The organism is Sphingopyxis panaciterrulae, assembly GCF_014199295.1.
GTDB classification, from domain to species: domain Bacteria; phylum Pseudomonadota; class Alphaproteobacteria; order Sphingomonadales; family Sphingomonadaceae; genus Sphingopyxis; species Sphingopyxis panaciterrulae.
This window is the reverse complement of the sequence record NZ_JACIJH010000001.1, coordinates 435,294-458,216: the sequence shown is the minus strand read 5'-3', so window position 1 is coordinate 458,216 and position 22,923 is coordinate 435,294. Positions and strand designations below refer to the sequence as shown.

Below are 22,923 nucleotides of genomic sequence, written 5' to 3'. Positions count from 1 at the left end.
GGAATCGGTATCGACCGACCCGGCAACCGCGCGCTCCCGCTCCGTTCGGCAGAGCCCGCCTTGCCCGGTTCCGACCGCGACGGCGGGACCGAGTGGATAGGATTCAAGGCACAAAATGGTGCCGATGGGCTGAGGAGAGAGACGATGCCGCAGACGGTCGCGGTCCCGGACAATGTTCCGCCGGAACTGGTAGTCGATTTCGATTTCTATAGCCTGGCGGGCAAGGCCGAGGATATCCAGCTTGCCTGGGCCGAGCTGCACAAGGGGCCCGACATCGTCTGGACGCCGCATTACGGCGGCTACTGGATCGCCACGCGCGCCGCCGACATTCAGGTGATGCAGGTCGACTACGAGCATTTCAGCCACAATGAATTCGACATTCCGCTGAACCCCGACCGGGTGAAGTCGATCCCGCTTTCGCTCGACCCGCCCGAGCATACCCCTTATCGTCGGCTGCTCATGGGCGGTTTCATGCCCAAGAAGGTGCGCCAATATTCGGAGGTCGCGCGCGAAACGGCGCAAGCGCTCGTCGCGGCGCTGAAGCCGCGCGGCGAATGCGAGTTCATCGACGAGTTCGCAAAAGTACTGCCGATCAACGTCTTTCTGACCATGATGGGCCTACCGCTGGACGATCGCGCCTTCCTGTTGCCGCGCGCCGAAATCGCGGTGCGCAGCAACGACGTCGAACTCAAGACGAAGACGCAGATGGAACTCGCCGGCTATCTGATGGGCCATATCGAGGACCGCAAGGCGAACCGGCGCGACGACCTGCTGGGCATGATCGTGAACGGCGAGGTCGAAGAACGGCCGCTGACTCCGCACGAGATCATGGCGATGTCGCTGCTGGTGCTGGTCGGCGGGCTCGACACGGTCGCCTCGCAGATCGGTTTCGTCGCTCATTTCCTTGCGAAGAACCCCGGCCATCGCCGCGAACTGATCGAGGACCCGAAGCTGATCCAGACCGCGTGCGAGGAATTCCTGCGCCGTTACGGGCTGCCGAACACCGCGCGGCAATTGACCCGGGATTATGACTATAAGGGGATTCGCTTCAAGAAGGGCGACATGGTCCAGATGCCCAAATGCCTCTATGGGCTGGACGACAGGATCAACGCCGACCCCACGGTGGTCGATTTCCACCGCAAGCCATCGGAGATCAAGCACGCCGCCTTCGGGTCCGGGCCGCACATATGCCCCGGCAATGTGCTCGCGCGGCGCGAACTCATCATCTTCCTCGAGGAATGGCTGCCCGAAATTCCCGACTTCGAGATCGACCCCGACCGGCCGCCGGTCTTTGCGGCGGGCAGCGTCAACGGCGTCGACAAGCTCTATCTGAAATGGGCGGTCTGATGGCCGTCGACGACAAGGCCGTCCGCACGGCGGTCCGTGCGGCGATCGACGCGGGCGACGAAGAGGCGGTGCATGTCGTCGCCTATCACGACGGGCGCAAGGTCATCGACGTGTGGGACGGACTCGCCGACCCGGCTTCGGGGCGCCAGGCAGCCGCCGATACCCTCTACAACGTCTATTCGGTGACGAAGGCGGTCGCCGCGACGGCGCTCCACATCCAGGCCGAGCGCGGCCATGTCGATTATGACGCGCCGATCGCCGACTACTGGCCGGAATTCGCCGCGAACGACAAAGGCAAGGCGACGGTGCGCCATGCGCTCACGCATCGCGCCGGCGTGCCGCTGATGCCCGAGGGCGTGACGCCCGAGACAATGTGCGACTGGGCTTATATGACCGGCGCGATCGCGGCGATGGAGCCGCTTGCGCCGCCAGGCGAGAAAACGCTCTATCAGTCGATGACCTTTGGCTGGATCGTCGGCGAGATCGTCCGCAGGAGCGATCCGGTCGGCCGCGACTTTCGCCAATATGTCCTCGACGAGATCGCCGCGCCGCTCGGCCTCGCCGACCTCTGGATCGGCATCCCCGACGCGGTCGAGGACCGGATTGCCGTCATGTCGAACCGCAACGAGAACGATCCGCCGCCGCCCGCGGCGACGCTCTATGCCCGCTCGATGCCGGCCGCCGTCGATCTCGTCCCGCCGGTGTTCGAGCGCCCCGACGTGCGCCGCGCCTGCATTGCCGGTGTCGGCGGCATCTTCAATGCCCGCGACGAGGCGCGCTTCTGGGCCATGCTCGCCGGCGGTGGCGCGCTAGACGGCGTGCGGCTGCTTGCGGCCGACCGCGTCGCGAGCTTTTCGAACATCCGCGACAATGGCGACGAGCCCGATCCGGTGATGTTCGGCATCCCGATCCCGATCAGCGTCGGCGGCTACTGGCTCGGCGGACATCGCGTCAGCAGCCCGCGGGCGATCTGGCACCCCGGCGCCGGAGGCTCGCTCGGCTGGGCCGACCCCGATCAGAAGCTCGCCGTGGCCGTGTGCCACAACCGCATGTTCAACGCGCGCGATCCGAAGGACGACCCGATCCTGCCGATCTCCAAGGCGGTCGTCGCCGCGCTCGGGCTGGAGTGGAAATCATGACCGTCATGCCGCGCCTCGAAGATCTGGAGGACAAGAGTTTCGACCCCTTCCTGGTCGAGAAACTGTCGACCGGCGACTGCCCCGATCCCTATCCGCGCATCCACGAGCTGCGGGCGCAGGGACCGGTCGTCGACGGCAGCTATCGCAAGCAGTTCACCGACGTGCCCGACGTGCAGATGGGCCATCTGCCGCAGGTGATGGTGCTCGGGTACGACGCGGTGATGAAGGTACTCACCCAGCCCGACATCTTTCGGAACAAGGAGGCCTTCGAGAATAATCTCGGTCGTTCCTTCGGCAACACGATCACCGTGATGGACGCGCCGATCCACACCCGTTTCCGCAAGATCTTTCAAAAGGCCTTTCTGCCGCAGGTGGTCGCGCAATGGGGCGAGTCGGTGGTCGATCCCGTCGTCAACCGCCTGATGAGTACCTTCATCGACCGCGGCGAAGCCGATCTGATCGAGGAATTCACCCATCACTATCCCTTCCAGGTCATCTATGCGCAGGTCGAGCTCGAACCGTCGCAGGCGCCGATCTTTCACAAGCTCGCGATCGCGCAGATCCTGTCCTCGATCGGGGCGCCGCAGGGCCCCGAGGCGAGCGCCAAGCTCGGCACCTTCTTCGGCGGACTGCTCGTCGAGAAGCGTCGAAATCCGGGAACCGACCTGATCAGCCATCTCGCCACCGTCGAAGTCGACGGCGAGCGTCTGCCCGACGATGTGCTCATCTCCTTCCTGCGCCAATTGATGAACGCGGGCGGCGACACCACCTATCGCGGCACCAGCGTGCTGCTGACCGGACTGCTGACGCATCCCGAGCAACTCGCGGCGGTGGCCGCCGATCGCAACCTGATTCCGCAGGCGATCGACGAGGCGCTGCGCTGGGAGGGACCGGTCACGTCGACCTTCCGCTACGCCGCGCAGGATACCGAGATCGAAGGCATGCCGATCCGGAAGGGCACCTATATCAATACCGTCCTCGCCTCGGCGAATCGCGATCCGCGCAAATTCGAGAACCCGGACGAGTTCGATATCTTCCGCTCCCGCAGCACGCGCCACATCGCGTTCGCGAGCGGGCCGCATCTATGCATCGGGCAGCATCTCGCTCGCGTCGAAATGACACGCGCCCTGAACGCGATCCTCGACAGGCTGCCGAACCTGCGGCTCGATCCCGACAAGCCGGCGCCCGCGATCAAGGGGCATCTGCTCCGGGTGCCCGAACATCTGTGGGTGAAATTCGACCGCTGACCGGAGGCACCGCGCCATGAAGAAATGGATGTGCATGAATTGCGGCTGGATCTATGAGCAGGAAGTCGGCGATCCCGAGGGCGGCATTGCCCCCGGCACCGCGTGGGAGGATATTCCCGACGACTGGAAATGCCCCGATTGCGGCTCGCTGAAATCCGAATTCGACATGGTCGAGATCTGACGCGATGGGGCCGTTCGACTATATCGTCGTGGGCGCCGGCTCGTCGGGCTGCGTCCTTGCCGAGCGGCTGAGCCGCAACGCCGCCAACAAGGTCCTGGTGATCGAAAGCGGCCCGGTCGATTCCAGTCCGTTGATCGACATGCCCCGCGGTTTCGGCAGGACGCTGACGGATTCGAAGCTGACCCATGTCTATGTCGCGAAGAAGACCGGCGGCCATAATGAGCCCGAATATTGGGTGCGCGGCAAGACGCTCGGCGGATCGAGTTCGCTGAATGGCATGGTCTATGTCCGCGGCCAGCCGAGCGACTATGACGAGTGGGATTGCGACGGCTGGCGCTGGGCGGACCTGAAGCCGCATTTCAAGGCGCTCGAAAATCACGAGCTCGGCGCATCCGACATGCGCGGCACCGGCGGCCCGCTCAACATCACCATCCACCCGACGAAGCTGCCGGTGCTGGAAGCGATGATCGCCGCCGCGGCCGAAATGGACGTGCCCACCGTCGACGACCTCAATTCGATCGACGGCGCGGGTTTCGGCTATCAGCCGCGCAACATCTGGAAGGGCAAGCGGCAAAGCGCCGCCAAGGTCTTCCTGCGCCCCGCCATGCAGCGCCCGAACCTGACCGTGATCACCGACACCGACGTGCTGCGGCTGACGCACGAAGGCCGGCGCATCACCGGCGTTCGCATCCGCAATGCCGAGGGCGAGCGCGATATCGCCGCGCGCGAAGTGATCCTCAGCGCCGGGGCGCTCAACTCTCCCCTCCTGCTCCAGCGCTCGGGCATCGGCCCCGCCGATCATCTCAAGGGCGTGGGGGTCGAAGTGCTGCACGACGCTCCCGGCGTCGGCCGCAACATGCGCGAGCACCGCCTGCTACGGGCGCAATATCGCCTGCGCGAAGGCAGCGAGAATGCGGCCTTCCAGGGCGCGGGCCTCTACCTCAGCGCGCTGCACTATTTCCTCTTCAAATCGGGACCGCTGACCTCGGCGGCCTTCGAGGTCGGCGGCTTCATCCGCACCGAACCGGGCAGCGGACGGCCCGACGCGCAACTCGGCATGGGGCCGATGTCGATCGACACGAGTACCCCGGGCCTGTCGCTGCACGGCTTTCCGGGCGCGATGTGCGGCGGCTATGTGATGCGTCCCGAAAGCCAGGGCAGCATATTGATCGGCGGACCCGATAGCGCCACACCCGCGATCATCGACCCCAATTATCTCGCGACCGACTATGACCGGCGCGTATCGGTGGCGCTGTTCCGCTTCATCCGCGCGATGTTCACCCAGCCCGCCCTCGCGCCCTTCGTCGTCGGGGAGATCGACCCGAGCGCGGGCATCGAGACCGACGACGAGATCATCGACGCCTATCATCGCATCGGCGGCGCGGGCTATCACGCCGCCGGGACCTGCCGCATGGGGACCGACGATGCATCGGTCGTCGATACGCGGCTGCGCGTGCGCGGGGTGAAGGGGCTGCGCGTCGTCGATATCTCCGTCATGCCTTCGCTGGTGTCGGGCAACACCAATGCGCCCGCGATGGCCATGGCTTCACGCGCGGGCGAACTGATCCTCGCCGATGCGGGTTAGGGTTCCCGAAACCCTCGCGGGGATCACCGCGGACTGGCTGGAAAAAGCACTTGCACCTCGCTTTCCGGGTGTCCGCATCGCGCATGTCGAACCCGTCGACGTTCTCCACGGCGCCTGCACCAAAATCCGTCTCGCGGTGCGCGGCGACCATCCCGGCCTGCCGCCGACGATGCTGATGAAAGCCGGGTTCGAACCGCACAGCCCGGCGATGCGCAAGATGCACGTCAACGAATATCATGCCTATCGCGACCTGATGCCGACGGTCGGGCTCAACGTTCCCGACTGCCTGTGCGCGGCGATGGACGACGACGGCCGGGCGCTCGTCATTCTCGAGGATCTGTGTCTGCGCGACGTGCGCTTCCTGTCGCTGCAGCAGCCGATCGATTTCGACCTCGCCAAGGGGTTTCTCGCCGGCCTTGCGAAGCTCCACGCGCGCTGGTGGGATGCGCCCGAACTCGACCGCGCCTTCGCTTGGGTGCCCGGCACCGGCGAGGCGGCGATGGACCATTATTTCACCCTGCTGCTGACGCCCGGGCATTTCGAGGCCTATGCGACCGCCCCGCGCGGGGCGGCGATGCCGCGCATGCTGCTCGACCCGCCGCGCATCCGCGCCGCCCACGCCGCGATGCGGCAGGCGCAGAAAGCGCAGGCGCGCGTGATCAACCATGGCGACATGCACCTCGGCAACCTCTATGTCGACGCGGACGGAACGCCGGGTTTCCTCGATGCGCAGCCGCGGCTCGGCGCCTGGTCGATCGACGTCAGCTATTTTCTGATCGCCGGACTCGACCTCGTCGACCGGCGACGCTGGGAGGGTGCGCTGCTCGCCCATTATCTGAGCTGCCTGCGGGCCGAGGGCGTCGATCCTCCCTCGTTCGACGACGCCTGGGCCGCCTATCGCCGCGATGTCGTCTGGGGCCTGCTCATCTGGATGCTCAACGGCTCGCATTTCCAGACCGAGGCGAACAACACCGCCGCGGCAACGCGCTTCGCGATGGCGATGGTCGATCTCGACAGCTTCGGCGCACTCGGCGTGTGACGGCGTGCGTGACGGAGCCCATCGCCGCATCGTCACCTCCCTCGGCTCCGATGGACGCTCCTGCATCCTGTTCGACGACGCCGGCGGCGCGGTTACCGAAGGCGGCGGTACGCGCGTAACCCTATTATGGCAGAGCGACGCCTCGCCGGCCGACAACAGCGGCCAAGCCGATATGGCGAGCGCCTTTTCCTTCGCCTTCGCGCGCGGCGCAACCAAGTTCCTGATTGTGGAATTCGCCGCCGACGCGAATCTCGTCGGGCCGGGGATGCATGCGACGAACACGCTCGACTATGGCATATTGCTGTCGGGGCGGATCACCTTGGTGACCGAAACGGGCGAGACCAAGCTCGAACCCGGCGACCTGATCGTCGACCGCGGCGTCCTGCACGGCTGGCGCAATCCTGGGCCGGGGCCAGCAAAAATGCTGTTCGTCAACATCGATGCCGCGCCGGTGGGGGGTGGGGCGACGGTCGGTTAGTCGTCGAACCCGACGAAGGTCGCCGCTTCGTCGAGCGTCTTGCGCGTCGATACGACGCGATTGGCGGGAAAGCTGTCCTCGGGCCAGCCGATCGCGATACAGATCATGATCGTCTGGTCGTCGGCGATCCCCGCTTCCGCGCGCACGACCGCCGAATGCATGATCCCCTGACTGTTGATCACGCAGCCGAGGCCGCGCGACCAGGCGGCGTTGACGATCGCCGTCGCGACCGCGCCGCAATCGAAGGGCGCGATGTCGCTGCCGACCAGCACCCGGTCATAGGTGACGACGATGCAGGCGGGCGCATCGAACTGACGGAAGCCGCGAAGCACCCAGTCGGTACGCTTCGGCTTGTCGTCCCGCGCGATCCCCATCGCGCCGAACAACTGCTTGGCGATCCCGACCTGTCGCTCGCGATGGACGCCCTCGTAATTTTCCATGCCACGGAACTCGCGCGTCGACGGAATGCGTTCGAGATTGCGCCGCGTGTTCTCGGCGCGAATCCGTTCGAGCGGTTCGCCGGTCACGACATAGAAATTCCACGGCTGGGTGTTCAGCGACGAAGGCGAGCGCATCGCAAGGGCCAGAATCTCGCGAATCAGCACCTTCGGCACCGGATCGCGCTTATATCCCCTGATGCTGCGCCGGCCGTTCACTACCTCGGCATAGGCCTTCGCGGTCGCCTCCCGGTCGGTCATTCGCTCAGCCGATCTCCGCGATCACAGCGCCGACTTCATAGGTTTCGCCGACTTCGCCGATGATCCTGATCTTGCCGCTCGCGGGACTCTCGACCTCGTTCGTCGACTTGTCGGCTTCCAGCGCATAGAGCGGCTGGCCCTCGCTCACCTCGGCGCCATCCTCCACGAGCCATTCGGCCAACATGCCCTCGTTCATCGAAAAGCCGATCTTCGGCACGGTCACTTGCACAGCCACGAGGGCTTCTCCTTAACTGACGATATCCTTGATGGCGGCGAGGATGCGATCGGCATCGGGCGCATAGGCGTTTTCGAGCGGCCGCGAATAGGGGACCGCGCTGAACGCGCCGCCCAGCCGCTTCACCGGCTTCTTGAGGCCGCCGAACAGTTCCTCGTTGATCACCGCGGCGATTTCGGCACCGGCGCCGTGCTCCTTCACCGCTTCGTGGACGACGATCACGCGCCCGGTCTTGCGCGCCGAGGCGAGCACCGTCTCGCGGTCCCACGGCGCGATGGTGCGCAGGTCGACCACCTCGACCGAAATGCCCTCGGCCGTCGCCTGCTCGGCCGCGGCTCGCGCCTGCACCGCCATGCGCGCATAGCTGACGACGGTGACGTCGCTGCCCTCACGCTGCACCGCCGCCTTGCCGAGCGGGACACGGTGGTCGCTCGCCGGCAGTTCGAATGCCATCGGGACACGATACGTCGGCAGATTCTCGATGAAGATCACCGGATCGGGGTCCTCGATCGCCGCACGCAGCAGACCATAGGCATCCTCCGGGGTCGACGCGGCGCAGACCTTGATCCCCGGCGTGTGCGCGAACCAGGCTTCCAGATAGTCGCAATGCTGGCCGCCCGAACCGAAGCCGAGACCCGTCATGGTGCGAATGACGATCGGGACGCTCGTCTGCCCGCCCGACATGAAACGCAGCTTCGCGGCGTGATTGACGATCATGTCCATCGCCACCGTGGTGAAGTTCATCAGCATGATCTCGGCAACCGGTTTGTAGCCGGCGAGGCTGGCGCCGATCGCGGCGCCCATGATCGCCTGTTCGGAGATCGGCGTCGAGCGCACGCGGTCATCGCCGAAGCTGGTCGACAATCCCTTCGTGATCTTGGCGATACCACCGCCCTCGGGATCGGCGAGATCCTCGCCGAGCGTGATGACCTTCGGATCGTCGGCGAAGGCATCGTGATAGGCCTTGGCGATCGCCTCGATGATCGTGACCTTGGGCTTTGCCGCCTTTTCCGCCGTCGCGCTCATGCCGCAATCTCCTTCGCGAAGACGTCGAAGCGCAGGTCGTCCGGCTCGGGCCAGGGGGATGCGAGTGCATGCTCGACCGCGTCGTCGATCCGCGCCTCGATCTCTGCCTCGACCGCCGCCAGCTCCGCCTCGGTAGCGACGCCATCGGCGATCAGCCGCGCGCGCAGCCGCGGAACCGGATCGGCCTCCATCGCCGCTGCCTTCTGTTCCTTGGGAATATAGCTGTCATCGTCACCGAAATTATGCCCGAAGAAACGGAAGGTCATGCATTCGAGCAAGGTCGGCCCCTCACCCGCCCGCGCACGCGCCACCGCTTCGGCGAAGGCCGAGTACATGGCTTCGGGATCGTTGCCGTCGACGCGGACGCCCGGAATGCCGTAACCGTCGGCGCGTGCCGCGATATTCTGACCCCCGGTCATCTTTTCGAACTTGGTATGCTCGGCGAAAAGGTTGTTCTGGCAGACGAAGATCGTCGGCAGCTTCCACACCGCCGCCAGATTCATCGCCTCGTGCACCGCGCCGATGTTCGATGCCCCGTCCCCGAACGTACAGATCGACACACGGTCGCTGCCGTCGAGTTGCGCCGCCCAGGCAAGGCCGTTGGCGATCGGCGCCGACGATCCGACGATGCCCGTCGTGACCATCACCCCCTTGGCCGGATAGGTCAGGTGCATCGGTCCACCCTTGCCCTTGCACGACCCGGTCGTGCGGCCGGCAAGCTCGGCCCACAGCTCGCGCAACGGAAAGCCCTTGCCGAGCATGTCGTGGATACCGCGATAGATGGTACAGATCGTGTCGTCGTCGCGCAGCACTTCGCCCATCACCGACGGGATGATCTCCTGCCCGCGATAGCTGTAATAGACCATCGCGATCTGGCCCGAGAGAATCACCTTGCGGGCGCGTTCATCATTCGCCTTCAGCAGCGCGGCCCGCTTGTAGATTTCCAGCAGAACCACGGAATCCGCCACCAATTGCTTGTCGGCCATCCAGCACACTCCCTGACACAGACATAATTATCAGTACAATTCGTTATATAATTATACTGCTTCTGTCGAGAGCGATATGTGCGAAATTTCAGTCGATGAGGTCGACCATGGAATTGGGCCCGACCTTCTCCATCCACACCTTACCGGCCGCGATCATATGCTCCTTCCAATGCGCCTCGGCGCCAGGCCCGTCCTTCGCTTCGATCAGATCGGCCAGCTTCGAATGCGACTTGAGGCCATAGCGTAGCTGCCGCATCGAAAATTCGGGATCGATCGTGTTACGCCGCTGGGCGAGGCTCAGATGCTCGTCGACGAGGCCGGCAAGCGCGTTCGAGAACATGATCAGCGTCCTGTTGCCGGCAAGTTCGATCATGACACGGTGAAATTCGGCGATCTTGGGCGTGATGCCGAAGCGATCCTTGATATTCTTCAGTTCGTCCTCGATCATGGCGCGCAGGATGGGCACCGCTTTTTCGCTGTTGCGCTCCGCGACCAGCCGAGCCGCCGGCGGCTCGATCAACGTCCGCATCTCGTAAAGGTCGCCGATCGTGACCCCTTGCGACTGCAAGGTGATGCCGGCCGCCCGCGCGACCATCTCGTAATTGGGCGAACTGACCCGCGCCCCGCCCCGTGCGCCGCGCGCCACCGTCACGAGTCCTTCGGATTCGAGAATGCGAACAGCCTCGCGAATCGTCGGTCGCGATACTTCGAATTCGGCGATGAGATGCGATTCGGCCGGCAGCGTGTCGCCGTCGACCAGTTCGCCGCGAATGATGGCGTTGCGTATCTGCCGCGCGACGAGTTCCGCAGTCTTGGGAACCCGGACGGCCTCCGCATTGCTACGATTGCCGACGGGAATTGCGACAAAAGCGTTAGACAAGTTAAATTCCTTTTTGGATTTTCTGCCTTTTGCCCCGAAAACGGCCAGCGCGCAAGCGCGCGAAACAAGACTCGCCCCTTGCCAAGAGTCATGTTACCTAGTTAGACGATAAATAAATGGAGCGACGCGCCAATGACGTTGCAAAGGCCAGCCCAATCAGTACACCGAATGGGCCAAGGAGAGGAAAGTCATGAACGTTCAGACCAAGGACGGACTGCAGCAGGACGGCGCGGGCTATGTCGTCGGAGCCGACCATTATATCTCGCCCGAATTCGCGAAGATCGAAGCCGAAAAACTGTGGTATCGCGTCTGGCAGATGGCCTGCCGCGAAGAGGAAATCCCCAATGTCGGCGATTTCTACACCTATGACATCGTCGACCAGTCGATCATCGTGATCCGCGTCGCTCCCGACGAGATCAAGGCCTATTACAATGTCTGCCCGCACCGCGGCCGGACGATCACCGAAGGCTGCGGCCACGCCGCCCGCCTCTTCTGCAAATATCACGGCTGGTCGTGGAAGCTCGACGGCACTATCGCGAAAGTCGTCGACCGTCACGAATGGCCCGCCGAATCCCTGACCGACGACGATCTCGACCTCGTGCCCGTCAAGCTCGGGCGCTGGAGCGGCTGGGTCTATATCAATCTGGACCCCGACAGCATCAGCCTCGAGGAGCATCTCGCCCCGGCGAAGGCCTATCTCGATCCTTACGACATCGGCGGCATGAACTATCACTGGCGCAAGTCGACGATCTTCGACTGCAACTGGAAAGTCGCGATCGAGGCCTTCAACGAAGGCTATCATGTCCAGACGACGCACAATCAGATGCTGCGTTATTTCGACGATTGGACGCAAAGCTACGCACGCGGGCGCCATTCGCACTTCGGCTATTGGGAATCGATGCCGATGGGATCGCGCTCGCCGCGCCTGACCGGCGGCCAGCCGACCGAAGACATCCGCCCCGGCATTCGCGACTATATGGAAGACATGGCCGCGACACTGAATGCGGGGTCGTCGGTGCAGACGGTCTATGCCGCGCGGCGGGTCGAGCAGGAAGTGCCGCCGGGCACGCCGCCGATGGAGGTGCTCGCCAAATTCGGCCAGTTCATTCATGAAAATGCGGTGTCGCAGGGCCTGCAATGGCCCAGCATCACGCCCGAACAAATGTATGCCGCAGGTGTCGACTGGCATCTGTTCCCCAACCAGGTCATGCTGATGGGTCCGACCGGCCTGCTCGGCTATCGCGCGCGTCCGCTCGGCACGAATCCCGACAAGTGCATCTGGGACGTCTATTCGCTGCAACGCTATCCCGCGGGCGAGGCGCCCAAGGTCGAACAGGAATGGAGCCAGGACCATGGCGACGTCGACTTCTGGGGCCTGATCCTGACCCAGGACTATCAGAATATGGCGGAAGTCCAGAAGGGCATGAAGTCGAAGGCCTTCAAGGGCGCCAAGCCCAATCCGCGGCAGGAGATCGCAGTAATCAATTTCCACCGCAGCCTCGATGATTTCATCGAGAATGGATATGGCGCATGAGCCAAGACTGGGACGAGAGCGCCGATTTCGTCATCGTCGGCAGCGGCGGTGGATCGATGCTCGCAGCGATCGCGGCGGCGGATGCCGGCAAGACGCCCCTCATCCTCGAAAAGACCGACCGCGTCGGCGGATCGACCGCGCTGTCGGGCGGGGTCTTCTGGATTCCGAACCATCCGCTGCAGAGCCGCGAAGGGATCGGGGACAGCGCGGAGAAGGCGCGCACCTATATGGACTCGGCGGTCGGCGACGTCGGTCCTTCAACCTCGCCCGCGCGCAAGGAGATGTTCCTGCGCATGGGGCCGCGGATGGTCGAATATCTGGAATCCAAGGGCATGCCCTTCGTGCGCTATGGCGGCTGGTCCGACTATCATGACGACCTGCCCGGCGGACTTGCCGAGGGCCGTTCGCTCGGCGTCCAGATCTTCAACATCAAGAAGCTGGGCAAGGAATGGTATCCGAAGCTGCGTCGCGGCGAATTCGGCGTTCCCGCCAAACGATCCGAGGCGAAGCATCTGACGCTGCTCAAGGTCACCTGGGCCGGCAAGTTCGCGATGATGAAGATCGGCCTTCGGATGATCCGCAACAAGATTCTGGGCATCCACCAGGTCGGCTCGGGCGCCGCCATCCAGGGACGCATGCTCAAGATGGCGCTCGACCATCATGTCGACATCCGTACTGAAATGGGCGTCACCGACCTGGTCGAGGAGCAGGGACGCATTGTCGGCGTGATTACCGAAAAGGACGGGAAGCCCTGGCGGATCGAGGCGCGCGACGGCGTCCTGATCAACGCCGGCGGCTTTGCCCGCAATGCCGAACTGCGCAGGAAATACGGCCCGCAGCCGTCGTCGATCGAATGGACCAATGCCAATCCAGGCGACACCGGCGAGATGATCGAGATTGCCCGCGCGCATGGCGCCGCGGTCGACCTGACCGATCAGGCGGTGTGGATTCCCACGTCGGTCCCGCCCGACGGCCCGCCGCTGATGAACGTCCCCGACCTGCCGAAGCCGCACTGCATCCTGGTCGACGGGGCCGGCCGCCGCTTCGTTGACGAGGCGCAATCCTATATGGCGAACGGCCAGGATTTCTATGCGCATGGTGCGGTGCCCGCGCATGCGATCATGGACGCCTCCTATTTCAAGAAATATAGCTGGGGCTTCCGCATGGGCGCGGTGCCAAAAGTTTGGCACGAAAGCGGCTTCCTGAAATCCGCACCGACGCTGCGCGAACTCGCGGCGAAGATCGGCGTCGACCCCGACGGGCTCGAGGCGACCGTCGCGCGCTTCAACGGTTTTGCGGCGACCGGCAAGGATCTGGATTTCAAGCGCGGCGACAAGGCCTATGACCTCGTCTACGCCGACCGCACCCACAAGCCGAGCCCGACGCTGGGGCCGATCGAGACACCCCCCTTCTATTCGATCGAGGTCTTTCCCGGCGATGTCGGCACCTTCGGCGGCATATTGACCGACGAATATGCCCGCGCGCTGCGCGAGGACGGGTCGGTCATCCCGGGTCTCTATGCGACGGGCAATTCGACCGCTTCGGTGATGGGCAAGACCTATCCCGGCGCGGGGGCGAGCATCTCGCCCTCCTTCATCTTCGGCTGGGTCGCGGCGCAGCATGCGCTGGGTCAGTTGCCGAACTGAAGGCGCGCGCGATGGAACCGACGCTGGAGACGATGGTCCGCGAGCTCTACGACAAGCAGAAGATTCGCGAGGTCGTCACCCGCTATTGCCGCGGGGTCGACCGGATGGACCGCGACCTGTTCCTGTCCGCCTATCACCCCGACGCGATCGACGACCACGGCTTCGTCGTCGCGGGACCGGAGGCATTCTGGGCCTGGGTTCATCATTATCACACCACCGCCCAGTCGACGCACCAGCACATCATCACTAACCATAGCTGCGAACTCGACGGCAACATCGCCCACGCCGAAACCTATTGGCTGTTCGCCGCGCTCGACCGCAACGGCCGGAATCTGACGATCGGCGGTGGGCGCTATGTCGACCGGATGGAAAAACGCGACGGCGAATGGCGGATTGCCGCGCGCAAATGTGTGCCCGACTGGGGCGGCCAGCCGGTCGAGACGCAGATCAGCCCCGAAGCGCGCGCGATGCTGGCGCAGAGCGGCACGGTCGCCCGCGATGCGAGCGATTGTTCCTACGAACGGCCGCTGACCATTCCCGAGGAGCGCATCGGCATCAACGTCGACATCCTCGCCGGCGCCTGACGAACGCGGCGCATGAAGCTCTATCGCCTGCGCGATCACGGATCGCTCGATCATCTGGCGATGGAGGAAGCATCGCCGCCGCCGGTCGGCGCGGACGAGGTACTGGTGAGAATCCGCGCCGCCTCGCTCAACGCGCGCGATCTGATGATCGCGATGGGCCCCTCGCCCTATGGCCCCAGGCCGGGACTCATCCCGCTGTCGGACGGCGCGGGCGAGGTCATCGCCTGCGGCGCGTCGGTAACCGGGCTGGCACCGGGAGCGCGCGTCGTCATTCCCTTTCGGCCGGGCTGGATAGACGGACCGTTCGACCCCGCCGCCATCGCAACCGACCTGGGCGGGGCGGTCGACGGCGTGCTGGCCGAACAGGTGGCAGTGCCCGCCCGTGCCGTGGTGCCGCTCCCCGACGGGATGAGTTTCGAGCAAGCGGCGACGCTGCCCTGCGCGGGCGTCACCGCCTGGGCCGCGCTGGACCGCGGCGCGGCGCTCGGCGCGGAGCATTGCGTGCTGGTCATGGGGACAGGCGGCGTATCGCTCTTCGCGCTCCAGATCGCGCGGGCAAAGCGATGCCGGGTCATCGCGACGACCTCCAGCGAAGCGAAGGCCCGGCGGCTGCGCGATCTCGGTATCGACGACGTGATCGACTATCGCGCCCACCCCGAATGGGATGCGCGCGTCCGCGAGCTGACCGGCGGACGCGGCGTCGACCGCATCGTCGAGGTCGGCGGGGCGGGAACCCTGCCCCGCTCGATGGCCGCGCTCGCGCCCGAGGGCGAGATCGCGCTGGTCGGGCTGCTCGACGATCCGGCGAGCCTTGTCAGCCCGCTCCCGCTGATGCGCACGATGGGAAGCATACGCGGCATCTCGGTCGGTTCGCGCGCCGATCTCGTCGGGCTGATCGGCTGCGCGGCCGCGCATTTCGCGCCGGTGATCGACCGCATTTTCGATTTCGGAGAAGCGCGCAAGGCTTTCGCCTATCTCGCTTCCCGTCGACATTTCGGAAAAGTGGTGATCCGAGTCTGACCGCCCCGGATCACCTTCCCCCTATTTTCCGGTAAAGCGGTTGCGGATGTCCCAGGTGAGCGCACGGGTGGTTCCTTCGTCGCACAATCCTTCGAAGGTCCAGCCTTCGACCGCGAACTGGCTGCGCACGAACTCGGGCTCTTGGACCAGCGCGACGTGGCCGCCATTGATATAGAGTTCACGCCCGTTGAGATTTTCCGACAGGTCGGAGCAAAGCCAGGCAGTCACCGCCGCGACGTTCCACGGGCGGCCGTCGGGGCCGCTGTTGCCGATCCAGTGATTCGACAGCGCCGGAATCTTCAGCGTGTTCATCGCATAGCCCAAAGTCTCGTACACCTCTGGAATGTTCATATTGCTGGGCCCGGAGATCGGGCGGACGACATTGGCGCGCACGCCGAACTCGGCAAGTTCGCGCGCGACGGTGCGGGTCATGCCGACGACACCCTCCTTCGCGGCGCTGTAATTGGCCATGCCATAATGGCCAAAGCCCGACGGCGAGGCGAAATTGACGACCGCCCCGCCCTGTTTCTTCAGATGTTCGGCGCCGGCACGGATCGTCGCGAAATAGCCCTTCAGATTGACCGCGAGGACGATGTCGAAATCCTCCTCGCTCATCTCGGTGATGCGGCGCGGGCGGATGATGCCGGCATTGTTGATCAGATAATCGAGCCGGCCGAACGTCTTGATGGCGCAGTCGACGACCGCCTGACCGCCCGCCATCGACGCGACGCTCGAGGTTTCGGCGACGGCTTCGCCGCCTGCCGACACGATCTCGTCGACCACCTGCTGCGCGAAACTCGCATCGGCACCCCCGCCCTGCGGTCCGCCACCGAGATCGTTGACCACGACCTTCGCACCCTCGCGCGCCATCAGCAACGCCGTCTCGCGCCCGATTCCGCGTCCTGCGCCAGTGATAACCGCGACACGCCCATCAAATCGTCCCATATCCTGCTCCCGCTTGTGTTTGGTGTCGAATCTCGCTTAAAGGTATAAAGGGTTTATACGATTACGACCATGATTCAACAGGACATGATGGGACGATCCGGGGCGCGTGCCCGGATATGAGGATGGAGATGGGATGCCGAACCGGATCGCACGCGACAAGGCTCGTCCGGCCTCCCGACAGTCGAGGATCAACTGCATGAATGACACCGGAAATCCGGCAGCCGCCGCGCTTGCTCCCTTTACCCTGACCGGAAAGGTCGCGCTGATCACCGGTGCCGCTTCGGGACTGGGCAAGGTCACGGCCGCGCTGTTTCTCGATGTCGGGGCGAGCGTCGTGGTCGCCGACCTCGACGCCGGGGGCGCGAAGGCGACCGCCGCGGAACTCGGCGGCAAGGGGCCGACCATGGGCGTCGGCATGGACGTATCGGACGAGGCTGCGGTGCAGGCGGGCTTCGTCGCCGCGGCGGAAGCATTCGGCGGGGTCGATGTGCTGGTGAACAATGCCGCCTATCGCGGCAAGGCCGATACCATGGACATGTCGGTCGCCGAATGGGATATCATGCATGCGGTCTGCGCGCGCGGCAGTTTCCTGTGCCTGCGCGAGGCCGTGAAACAGATGCGCGGGCGCGGCGGCGGGTCGATCGTCAACGTGTCGTCGATGAGCGCGCAGCATCCGACGATCTTTCCCAACATGCACTATGATTCGGCGAAGGCCGGCGTCGATGCGATCACCCGCCTCGCCGCGGTCGAGTTCGCCAAGGACGGCATCCGCGTCAATTCGGTGCTGCCCGGCGGCATGGCGACGCCGGGACCCGACAAGATGCGCGCGGCGCAGGCCGCCGGCGGCGCGGTGATCGTCGGCCCCGCCACCATCCCCGGCCGCAATCCGATGGGCCGCATCGCCGACCCCATCGAGATGGCCCGCGCCATCCTGTTCCTTGCCAGCGATGCGGCGAGCTACGTCAACGGCGCCGAGTTGCTGGTCGATGCCGGCTTCACCAAGGGCTGAGGCGATGACCAATCTTCTGGCGGACAATCGGCCGGTCATCGGCGATACCCGGCCAAGCGCCACGAGCCTCGGCACGCGCGAGCATGTCAATCCGGCGACCGGCAAAGCGCAGGCCATAGTATCCATCGGCGGCCCGGCCGAAATCGACGCCGCTGCGCGCGCGGCGGTGGCCGGACAAAAGGCATGGCAGGACCTCGGCCCCGAGCGGCGACGCGACTGCCTGCTTCGCCTTGCCGACCTGATCGAAGCCGACGCGCCGCAACTGCTGCAAATGGCGGCGCTCGAATGCGGCACGCCGCTGTCGAGCAATTCGAGCGGTCTCGCCCTGTCGTGGATTCGCTATTATGCCGGCTGGGCCGACAAGATCGAAGGCACCTGCAGCGAGCCCCTCGGCATCCACGGCCTTGCTTATGCGCGGCACGAGCCGATCGGAGTGATCGGGGTTATCATTCCATGGAACTCGCCGCTCGTGGCGATATCGATGACCGCGATCCTCGCAATGGCAGCGGGCAACGCCGTCATTCTCAAGCCGCCGACACAAACGCCTTTCGTGGCGCTACGCTTCGGCGCGCTGGCGCTGGAGGCCGGAATCCCCGCCGGAGTGCTCAACATCGTCCCCGGCGACGCCGAGGCGGGCGAGGCGCTGATCGCGCACCCCGCGGTAGGCAAGATCAGCTTCACCGGCGGCGATGCGGTGGCGAAGGCGGTGATGCGCACCGCTGCCGAGCATCTGAAACCCGTTGCACTCGAACTCGGAGGCAAGTCGGCAAATCTCATCTTCGCGGACGCCGACCTCGACAAGGCGGCGGCAATGGCCGCAGGGTGCAGCCTCGTCCCGCTCGCGGGACAGGGCTGCGTGCTGCCGACGCGCGTCTATGCACAGAGCGCGATCTTCGACGAGTTCGTCGAGCGCGTGCGCGCCCACGCGCAGACTTTCACGCTCGGCGACCCACTCGACATGGCGACGGTGATCGGGCCGGTGATCAACGAGGCAGCGGCGCAGCGAATCATGGGCGTGATCGACCGCGCGAAAGCGGAGAGCGGCGGACGGCTCGTAACCGGTGGGCGCCGCGGTCAGGGCGATCTTGCCGCGGGAAGTTTCGTCGAGCCGACGGTCTTTGCCGGCGTCGCGCACGACAGCCATCTTGCGCGCGAGGAGGTGTTCGGCCCGGTGCTGTCGATTATCCGCTTCGACACGGATGACGATGCGGTCGCGATGGCGAACGACAGCCGCTTCGGGCTAGGCGCCTATCTCCACACGCACGACCTGTCGCGCGCGCACAATGTCGCCGCCCGGCTCGAATCGGGCTGCGTCGCGGTCAACGGCATGCTCCCGATGGCACCCAACCAGCCGTTCGGCGGGGTCAAGCAGAGCGGCTTCGGCCGGGAGGGCGGTCGCCCGGGGCTCGAGGAGTTCATGCAGATCAAGCAAATTCTGCTGCACCTGCACCCGCGCTAAGGAATCGAGCGTGACGGAAGAGGCCGATTTCATCATCGTCGGGGGCGGCAGCGCGGGCTGCGTCCTCGCGGCCCGGCTGAGCGAGAATCCCGCGCACCGCGTTGTCCTGCTCGAAGCGGGCGGCGAAGGGCGCGATTTTCTCGTCAACATGCCGGCCGGCACGGCGAAGCTGATGGGCCACAAGGCGTTCGACTGGTGCCTGCCGACCGAACCCGACCCGACGATCGACGGCCGCACGATGCAATGGGCCGCGGGCAAGGCCCTCGGCGGCAGTTCGGCGATCAACGGACAGGTCTATATGCGCGGCGAGCGGTCGGATTATGACCGTTGGGCCGCGATGGGCTGCACCGGCTGGGGATATGACGATATTTTCCCCTATTTCCTGAAGGCAGAGCAGTTTCACGGGACGCCCATGCAGTCGCACGGACGCCACGGTCCACTGAGCGTTTCGCCGATCCAGGGACCGCAACCGGTGGGCCAATATGTGATCGACGCCTTCGTTGCCGCAGGCATTCCGCTGAACGAGGATTATTGCGATGGCAGCCAGAGCGGCGTCTATCGCATCTTTTCGACGCAGAAGAACGGTCAGCGCTGCTCGGCGGCGCGAGCCTATCTGGAGCCGGCCCGACAGCGGGCGAATCTGTCGGTCGTCACCCACGCGCATGTCGACAAGATCATGATCGAGGGGAGTCGCGCGATCGGGGTCGAGGCTCGGATTTCGGGGGAAAAGCGCATATTCCGAACGAGGCGCGAGGTGCTGTTGTGCGCGGGCACGCTATTATCGCCGACGATGTTGATGCGCTCGGGCATCGGACCGGGCGACGAACTCGCCGCGCATGGCATAGAAGTGCAGGCCGATTTGCCGGGGGTCGGACAGAATCTGCGCGAGCATAACAGCGTGTCGCTGGCGAAGTTCGTGAACATTCCGACGATGAGCGCCGAGCTGGGGCCGCTGAAGCTGGTACGCCATATGCTCGATTACATGCTCTTTCACCGGGGTCTGCTGACCACGCCGGCGGTGCAGGTCATGGCGGCCTTCCGCACCGACCCCGCGCTCGCCGATCCCGATATCATCCTGTCGATGCTGCCGGTTGCAGTCACCTTCAACGACAAGGGCGATGCGGTGGTCGAGAAGCGACCGTCCTTCTCTTTCGGATTCCACGTCGCACGGCCCGAAAGCAGGGGCGGGATCCGCCTGCGCAGCGCCGATCCCGACGCAAAGCCGCTAATCGATCACCGGCTGCAAAGCGCGGCGAGCGATGTAGCGAAGCTGGTCAAGGCGCTGAAGATCGTGGAGGGCATATGCCGGACGCGGCCGCTGTCGGACATCGTCACCGGTACGCTGCGCCCCGACCCCCTGCCCGAGACCGACGAGCAGTGGGAAGCCTATGTCCGCCGTTGGGGCGGCATCGGCTATCATCCGGTCGGCACCTGCCGCATGGGAGCCGATGGAGACTCGCTGGCCGTGCTCGATACCAAGCTTCGGGTTCGGGGCATCGCCGGGCTGCGCGTCGTCGACGCATCGGTGATGCCCGAGCCGGTTTCCGCCAACACCAATGCGCCAACGATCATGATCGCCGAGCGCGCCGCCGAATGGATCGGACAGGGATGATGACACTCGACCGGATTTTCGGAGTCGCAGGTCTGCGCGTGCTGATCGTGGGCGCGACGCCGATCGGCGTCGCCAGCCAGACAATGTTCGAGGCGCTGGGAGCGAAGGCCGAGCTTGCCGACATCGTCCCCGACGAGGCCGCAATCGTCGAGACTGTAGCGGCCTTTACCGGTCGGCACGGAGGCGTCGATCTGCTCGTCTATGCCGTGACGCGGATCGGCACCTATGCGTTGCCGACGATGGCGAGCGAGCAATGGGACGCCGTGCAGGACGCCAATCTGCGCGGCGCCTTTCTGGCGATGCGCGCGGTCATTCCGCTGATGCGCGCGCAAGGCGGAGGCTCGATCGTCGCCGTGTCGACGATGGGGTCGATCCATCCGGTATTGAAAGGCAATGGCGCCTATGGCGCGTCGAAGGCCGGGCTCAACGCGCTCGTCCGCGCCGCGGCGCTCGACCATGCCGAGGACGGCATTCGCGTCAATGCGGTGCTGCCGGGCGCGGTCCCGGTCGGCGATCCGCCGGCCGACATGGAACGACTGGGCGGACCCGCAACGCAGCCGGGACGGCTGATGCTGGGGATGGGCAGCGCCGAAGATGTCGCGAGCGCGATCGTCTATCTCGCCTCGCCGGCGGGGCGCTTCATCACCGGTCAGGCGCTGGCGCTCGACGGCGGATTTCTGATCGGCTGACGAATGACCTTGCAATCCTCTATATGATTCGTCTAAATCAGATAGACGTTAATTTTGCAGACAGGTGAGGATTCCGGCTTCATGCCCACGCTCAATTCGATCGTCCGCCAAGTCCTGGCGATCGATCCCTCCGCCCCGGCCATCGAATATCAGAAGCAATGGCACAGTTGGGGCGACCTCAGCGCGATCATCGACGCGATCGAGGGAATATTGCGGGCGAACGGCATCGGCGCCGGCACCCGGATCGGCGGCATCCTGCGCAACAGTCCCGAGATCGCGGCGGTCATCATCGGCACGATCATCCACGACCGCTGCATCGTGACGCTCAACCCGGCGCTGCCCGATGAAACGCTGGCGGCCGACATCGAGAGCCTGAAGACCCCCGTCGTCATCGCGAGGAGCGAGGATTGGCAGCGTGCGGCGGTGCGCGGCGCGGTCGAGCGAGCGGGCGCACTGGGGATTGAAATTACCGGCGACCGGGCAGACCCCGCGCGGGTCGTCACCAAGCTCAGCGGCAGGGATTTCCGCAGCGATGCCGAAGGGATCGGCATCGAGATGCTGACAAGCGGCACCACCGGAACGCCGAAGCGCGTGCCGCTGAAGGCCGGGAACTTCTCGAAGATGATCCTCGACGCCGCGGTGTTCGAGAAGCGCGACGTGAACGCGCCGCCGAAACTGTCGAAGGCGGTGACGATCTCGAACACGCCCTTTTCGCACATCGGCGGCATTTTCGGTCTGTTCGTGTCGCTGTCGGCAGGACGCAAGTCGTGCATGCTCGACCGCTTCCGGGTCGAGGAGTTCGTCGACGCGGTGCAGCGGCACCGGCCCAAGGTCGCAGGGGCGCCGCCATCGGCGCTGCGCATGATCCTCGACGCGAAGGTGCCGAAGGAGGCGCTGTCGAGCCTCGTCGCCTTCCGTACCTCGACCGCGCCGCTCGACCCCGAACTTGCCGATCAGTTCCACAAGCATTTCGGTATTCCGGTGCTGCAGAATTACGGCGCGACCGAATTTGCCGGCGGCGTCGCGGGCTGGACGCTTCCCGATTTCCTGAAGTCGGGGGAACAGCGGCGCGGCAGTGTGGGCAAGATGAATCCCGGCGTCGAAGGGCGCATTGTCGACGCAGAAAGCGGCGAGCCTCTGCCCTATGGCGAAAAAGGACTGCTCGAACTACGTGCGCACCATCTGGGCGACGGCAGGAACTGGGTACGGACGACCGACCTCGCGCGTATGGACGAAGACCAGTTCCTGTGGATTCTCGGCCGCGCGGACAATGCGATCATTCGCGGCGGGTTCAAGATCATCCCCGACGATGTGGTGAAGGCGATCGAGGCGCATCCCGCGGTGCTCGAAGCCTGCGTCGTCGCATTGCCCGATCCGCGGCTCGGGCAGGTTCCCGCTGCCGGTTATCGCGTGAAATCGGGCCGGACGGTGAGCGCCGACGAGCTGCGCGCCTTCCTGCGCGAGCGGCTGACCGCCTATCAGGTGCCGACGAAATTGCTGGAGGTACAGGATTTTCCGCGCACCCCGTCGATGAAGCCGAGTCAGCCCGAACTCAAGAAATTGCTCGAAGCGGCTTGATCGCCC

At 65.0% G+C, this 22,923-nt stretch carries 22 protein-coding genes; 16 read left to right on the top strand and 6 right to left on the bottom strand.

Annotation, left to right across the window (positions count from 1 at the left end):
- Window positions 1–144 precede the first annotated feature (144 nt).
- From FHR21_RS02250 to FHR21_RS21160, 7 genes are read left to right on the top strand one after another with little or no spacing between them, the layout of a single operon-like run.
- A complete protein-coding gene (locus FHR21_RS02250; RefSeq protein ID WP_184094872.1) occupies window positions 145–1,347 on the top strand; it encodes a cytochrome P450 in 1,203 nt (400 codons plus the stop codon).
- Window positions 1,347–2,486 (top strand): serine hydrolase domain-containing protein, encoded by a 1,140-nt coding sequence (locus tag FHR21_RS02245; RefSeq protein ID WP_221234953.1) that lies wholly within the window; start codon window positions 1,347–1,349, stop codon window positions 2,484–2,486. The genes FHR21_RS02250 and FHR21_RS02245 overlap by 1 nt, the downstream gene beginning before the upstream one ends.
- A complete protein-coding gene (locus tag FHR21_RS02240; protein ID WP_184094870.1) occupies window positions 2,483–3,733 on the top strand; it encodes a cytochrome P450 in 1,251 nt (416 codons plus the stop codon). Before FHR21_RS02245 ends, FHR21_RS02240 begins: the two co-directional genes overlap by 4 nt.
- A gap of 16 nt (window positions 3,734–3,749) precedes the next feature.
- Window positions 3,750–3,914, top strand: a complete 165-nt coding sequence (locus FHR21_RS02235; RefSeq protein WP_184094869.1) for a rubredoxin — start codon at window positions 3,750–3,752, stop codon at window positions 3,912–3,914.
- Window positions 3,915–3,918: 4 nt separating this feature from the next.
- Window positions 3,919–5,499, top strand: coding sequence for a GMC family oxidoreductase (locus tag FHR21_RS02230; RefSeq protein ID WP_184094867.1), 1,581 nt, complete (start codon window positions 3,919–3,921; stop codon window positions 5,497–5,499).
- The gene (locus tag FHR21_RS02225; RefSeq protein WP_184094865.1) at window positions 5,489–6,538 is read left to right on the top strand and encodes a protein kinase family protein; all 1,050 of its coding nucleotides are present in this window, start codon (window positions 5,489–5,491) and stop codon (window positions 6,536–6,538) included. Before FHR21_RS02230 ends, FHR21_RS02225 begins: the two co-directional genes overlap by 11 nt.
- A gap of 4 nt (window positions 6,539–6,542) precedes the next feature.
- Entirely contained in the window at window positions 6,543–7,016 is a 474-nt protein-coding gene (locus FHR21_RS21160) for a cupin domain-containing protein (RefSeq protein WP_184094863.1), read from the top strand.
- Here FHR21_RS21160 and FHR21_RS02215 read toward each other — a convergent pair.
- The 5 genes from FHR21_RS02215 to FHR21_RS02195 form a co-directional block, all read right to left on the bottom strand.
- Window positions 7,013–7,714: a nitroreductase gene (locus FHR21_RS02215; RefSeq protein WP_184094861.1), complete on the bottom strand. Its 702-nt coding sequence runs from the start codon at window positions 7,712–7,714 to the stop codon at window positions 7,013–7,015. The genes FHR21_RS21160 and FHR21_RS02215 overlap by 4 nt on opposite strands.
- A gap of 4 nt (window positions 7,715–7,718) precedes the next feature.
- Window positions 7,719–7,949, bottom strand: a complete 231-nt coding sequence (locus FHR21_RS02210) for a biotin/lipoyl-containing protein (RefSeq protein ID WP_184094859.1) — start codon at window positions 7,947–7,949, stop codon at window positions 7,719–7,721.
- Between the two features lie 12 nt (window positions 7,950–7,961).
- Window positions 7,962–8,975, bottom strand: coding sequence for an alpha-ketoacid dehydrogenase subunit beta (locus FHR21_RS02205; RefSeq protein WP_184094857.1), 1,014 nt, complete (start codon window positions 8,973–8,975; stop codon window positions 7,962–7,964).
- Window positions 8,972–9,961, bottom strand: a complete 990-nt coding sequence (locus FHR21_RS02200) for a thiamine pyrophosphate-dependent dehydrogenase E1 component subunit alpha (RefSeq protein ID WP_184094855.1) — start codon at window positions 9,959–9,961, stop codon at window positions 8,972–8,974. Before FHR21_RS02200 ends, FHR21_RS02205 begins: the two co-directional genes overlap by 4 nt.
- 88 nt (window positions 9,962–10,049) lie before the next feature.
- The gene (locus tag FHR21_RS02195; protein ID WP_184094853.1) at window positions 10,050–10,841 is read right to left on the bottom strand and encodes a FadR/GntR family transcriptional regulator; all 792 of its coding nucleotides are present in this window, start codon (window positions 10,839–10,841) and stop codon (window positions 10,050–10,052) included.
- 190 nt (window positions 10,842–11,031) lie between these two features.
- Between FHR21_RS02195 and FHR21_RS02190 the strand changes: the two genes are divergently transcribed.
- Genes FHR21_RS02190 through FHR21_RS02175 form a run of 4 tightly spaced genes read left to right on the top strand, consistent with a single transcriptional unit; the run spans window position 11,032 to window position 15,625 of the window.
- On the top strand, window positions 11,032–12,375 hold the full coding sequence (locus FHR21_RS02190; protein ID WP_184094851.1) for an aromatic ring-hydroxylating oxygenase subunit alpha: 1,344 nt from the start codon (window positions 11,032–11,034) through the stop codon (window positions 12,373–12,375).
- Complete coding sequence (locus FHR21_RS02185) at window positions 12,372–14,021, top strand: FAD-binding protein (protein WP_184094849.1); 1,650 nt, start codon at window positions 12,372–12,374, stop codon at window positions 14,019–14,021. Before FHR21_RS02190 ends, FHR21_RS02185 begins: the two co-directional genes overlap by 4 nt.
- Before the next feature lie 11 nt (window positions 14,022–14,032).
- A complete protein-coding gene (locus FHR21_RS02180; RefSeq protein ID WP_184094847.1) occupies window positions 14,033–14,605 on the top strand; it encodes a nuclear transport factor 2 family protein in 573 nt (190 codons plus the stop codon).
- A gap of 12 nt (window positions 14,606–14,617) precedes the next feature.
- Window positions 14,618–15,625 (top strand): zinc-dependent alcohol dehydrogenase family protein, encoded by a 1,008-nt coding sequence (locus FHR21_RS02175; protein WP_184094846.1) that lies wholly within the window; start codon window positions 14,618–14,620, stop codon window positions 15,623–15,625.
- 21 nt (window positions 15,626–15,646) lie between these two features.
- On the opposite strand, the gene FHR21_RS02170 is transcribed toward FHR21_RS02175, so the two are convergent.
- A complete protein-coding gene (locus tag FHR21_RS02170; RefSeq protein ID WP_184094844.1) occupies window positions 15,647–16,570 on the bottom strand; it encodes an SDR family NAD(P)-dependent oxidoreductase in 924 nt (307 codons plus the stop codon).
- 196 nt (window positions 16,571–16,766) lie between these two features.
- Here FHR21_RS02170 and FHR21_RS02165 point away from each other — a divergent pair, with 196 nt between their 5' ends.
- From FHR21_RS02165 to FHR21_RS02145, 5 genes are all read left to right on the top strand, one after another.
- Window positions 16,767–17,579 carry an SDR family NAD(P)-dependent oxidoreductase gene (locus FHR21_RS02165; RefSeq protein ID WP_184094842.1) on the top strand — a complete coding sequence of 271 codons (813 nt, stop codon included), beginning with the start codon at window positions 16,767–16,769 and terminating at the stop codon, window positions 17,577–17,579.
- Between the two features lie 4 nt (window positions 17,580–17,583).
- Entirely contained in the window at window positions 17,584–19,038 is a 1,455-nt protein-coding gene (locus FHR21_RS02160; protein ID WP_184094840.1) for an aldehyde dehydrogenase family protein, read from the top strand.
- Window positions 19,039–19,048: 10 nt separating this feature from the next.
- Window positions 19,049–20,650, top strand: a complete 1,602-nt coding sequence (locus tag FHR21_RS21155) for a GMC family oxidoreductase N-terminal domain-containing protein (protein WP_184094838.1) — start codon at window positions 19,049–19,051, stop codon at window positions 20,648–20,650.
- Complete coding sequence (locus FHR21_RS02150; protein WP_221234952.1) at window positions 20,647–21,339, top strand: SDR family NAD(P)-dependent oxidoreductase; 693 nt, start codon at window positions 20,647–20,649, stop codon at window positions 21,337–21,339. The genes FHR21_RS21155 and FHR21_RS02150 overlap by 4 nt, the downstream gene beginning before the upstream one ends.
- Before the next feature lie 81 nt (window positions 21,340–21,420).
- Window positions 21,421–22,917: a class I adenylate-forming enzyme family protein gene (locus tag FHR21_RS02145; RefSeq protein ID WP_184094836.1), complete on the top strand. Its 1,497-nt coding sequence runs from the start codon at window positions 21,421–21,423 to the stop codon at window positions 22,915–22,917.
- Window positions 22,918–22,923 lie beyond the last annotated feature (6 nt).

Bases quoted from the DNA above. Each gene is read 5' to 3' on its own strand.
- FHR21_RS02250 (WP_184094872.1), top strand. From the start codon at position 145: ATGCCGCAGACGGTCGCGGTCCCGGACAATGTTCCGCCGGAACTGGTA.
- FHR21_RS02245 (WP_221234953.1), top strand. From the start codon at position 1,347: ATGGCCGTCGACGACAAGGCCGTCCGCACGGCGGTCCGTGCGGCGATC.
- FHR21_RS02240 (WP_184094870.1), top strand. From the start codon at position 2,483: ATGACCGTCATGCCGCGCCTCGAAGATCTGGAGGACAAGAGTTTCGAC.
- FHR21_RS02235 (WP_184094869.1), top strand. From the start codon at position 3,750: ATGAAGAAATGGATGTGCATGAATTGCGGCTGGATCTATGAGCAGGAA.
- FHR21_RS02230 (WP_184094867.1), top strand. From the start codon at position 3,919: ATGGGGCCGTTCGACTATATCGTCGTGGGCGCCGGCTCGTCGGGCTGC.
- FHR21_RS02225 (WP_184094865.1), top strand. From the start codon at position 5,489: ATGCGGGTTAGGGTTCCCGAAACCCTCGCGGGGATCACCGCGGACTGG.
- FHR21_RS02215 (WP_184094861.1), bottom strand. From the start codon at position 7,714: ATGACCGACCGGGAGGCGACCGCGAAGGCCTATGCCGAGGTAGTGAAC.
- FHR21_RS02205 (WP_184094857.1), bottom strand. From the start codon at position 8,975: ATGAGCGCGACGGCGGAAAAGGCGGCAAAGCCCAAGGTCACGATCATC.
- FHR21_RS02200 (WP_184094855.1), bottom strand. From the start codon at position 9,961: ATGGCCGACAAGCAATTGGTGGCGGATTCCGTGGTTCTGCTGGAAATC.
- FHR21_RS02190 (WP_184094851.1), top strand. From the start codon at position 11,032: ATGAACGTTCAGACCAAGGACGGACTGCAGCAGGACGGCGCGGGCTAT.
- FHR21_RS02185 (WP_184094849.1), top strand. From the start codon at position 12,372: ATGAGCCAAGACTGGGACGAGAGCGCCGATTTCGTCATCGTCGGCAGC.
- FHR21_RS02180 (WP_184094847.1), top strand. From the start codon at position 14,033: ATGGAACCGACGCTGGAGACGATGGTCCGCGAGCTCTACGACAAGCAG.
- FHR21_RS02175 (WP_184094846.1), top strand. From the start codon at position 14,618: ATGAAGCTCTATCGCCTGCGCGATCACGGATCGCTCGATCATCTGGCG.
- FHR21_RS02170 (WP_184094844.1), bottom strand. From the start codon at position 16,570: ATGGGACGATTTGATGGGCGTGTCGCGGTTATCACTGGCGCAGGACGC.
- FHR21_RS02165 (WP_184094842.1), top strand. From the start codon at position 16,767: ATGAATGACACCGGAAATCCGGCAGCCGCCGCGCTTGCTCCCTTTACC.
- FHR21_RS02160 (WP_184094840.1), top strand. From the start codon at position 17,584: ATGACCAATCTTCTGGCGGACAATCGGCCGGTCATCGGCGATACCCGG.
- FHR21_RS02150 (WP_221234952.1), top strand. From the start codon at position 20,647: ATGATGACACTCGACCGGATTTTCGGAGTCGCAGGTCTGCGCGTGCTG.
- FHR21_RS02145 (WP_184094836.1), top strand. From the start codon at position 21,421: ATGCCCACGCTCAATTCGATCGTCCGCCAAGTCCTGGCGATCGATCCC.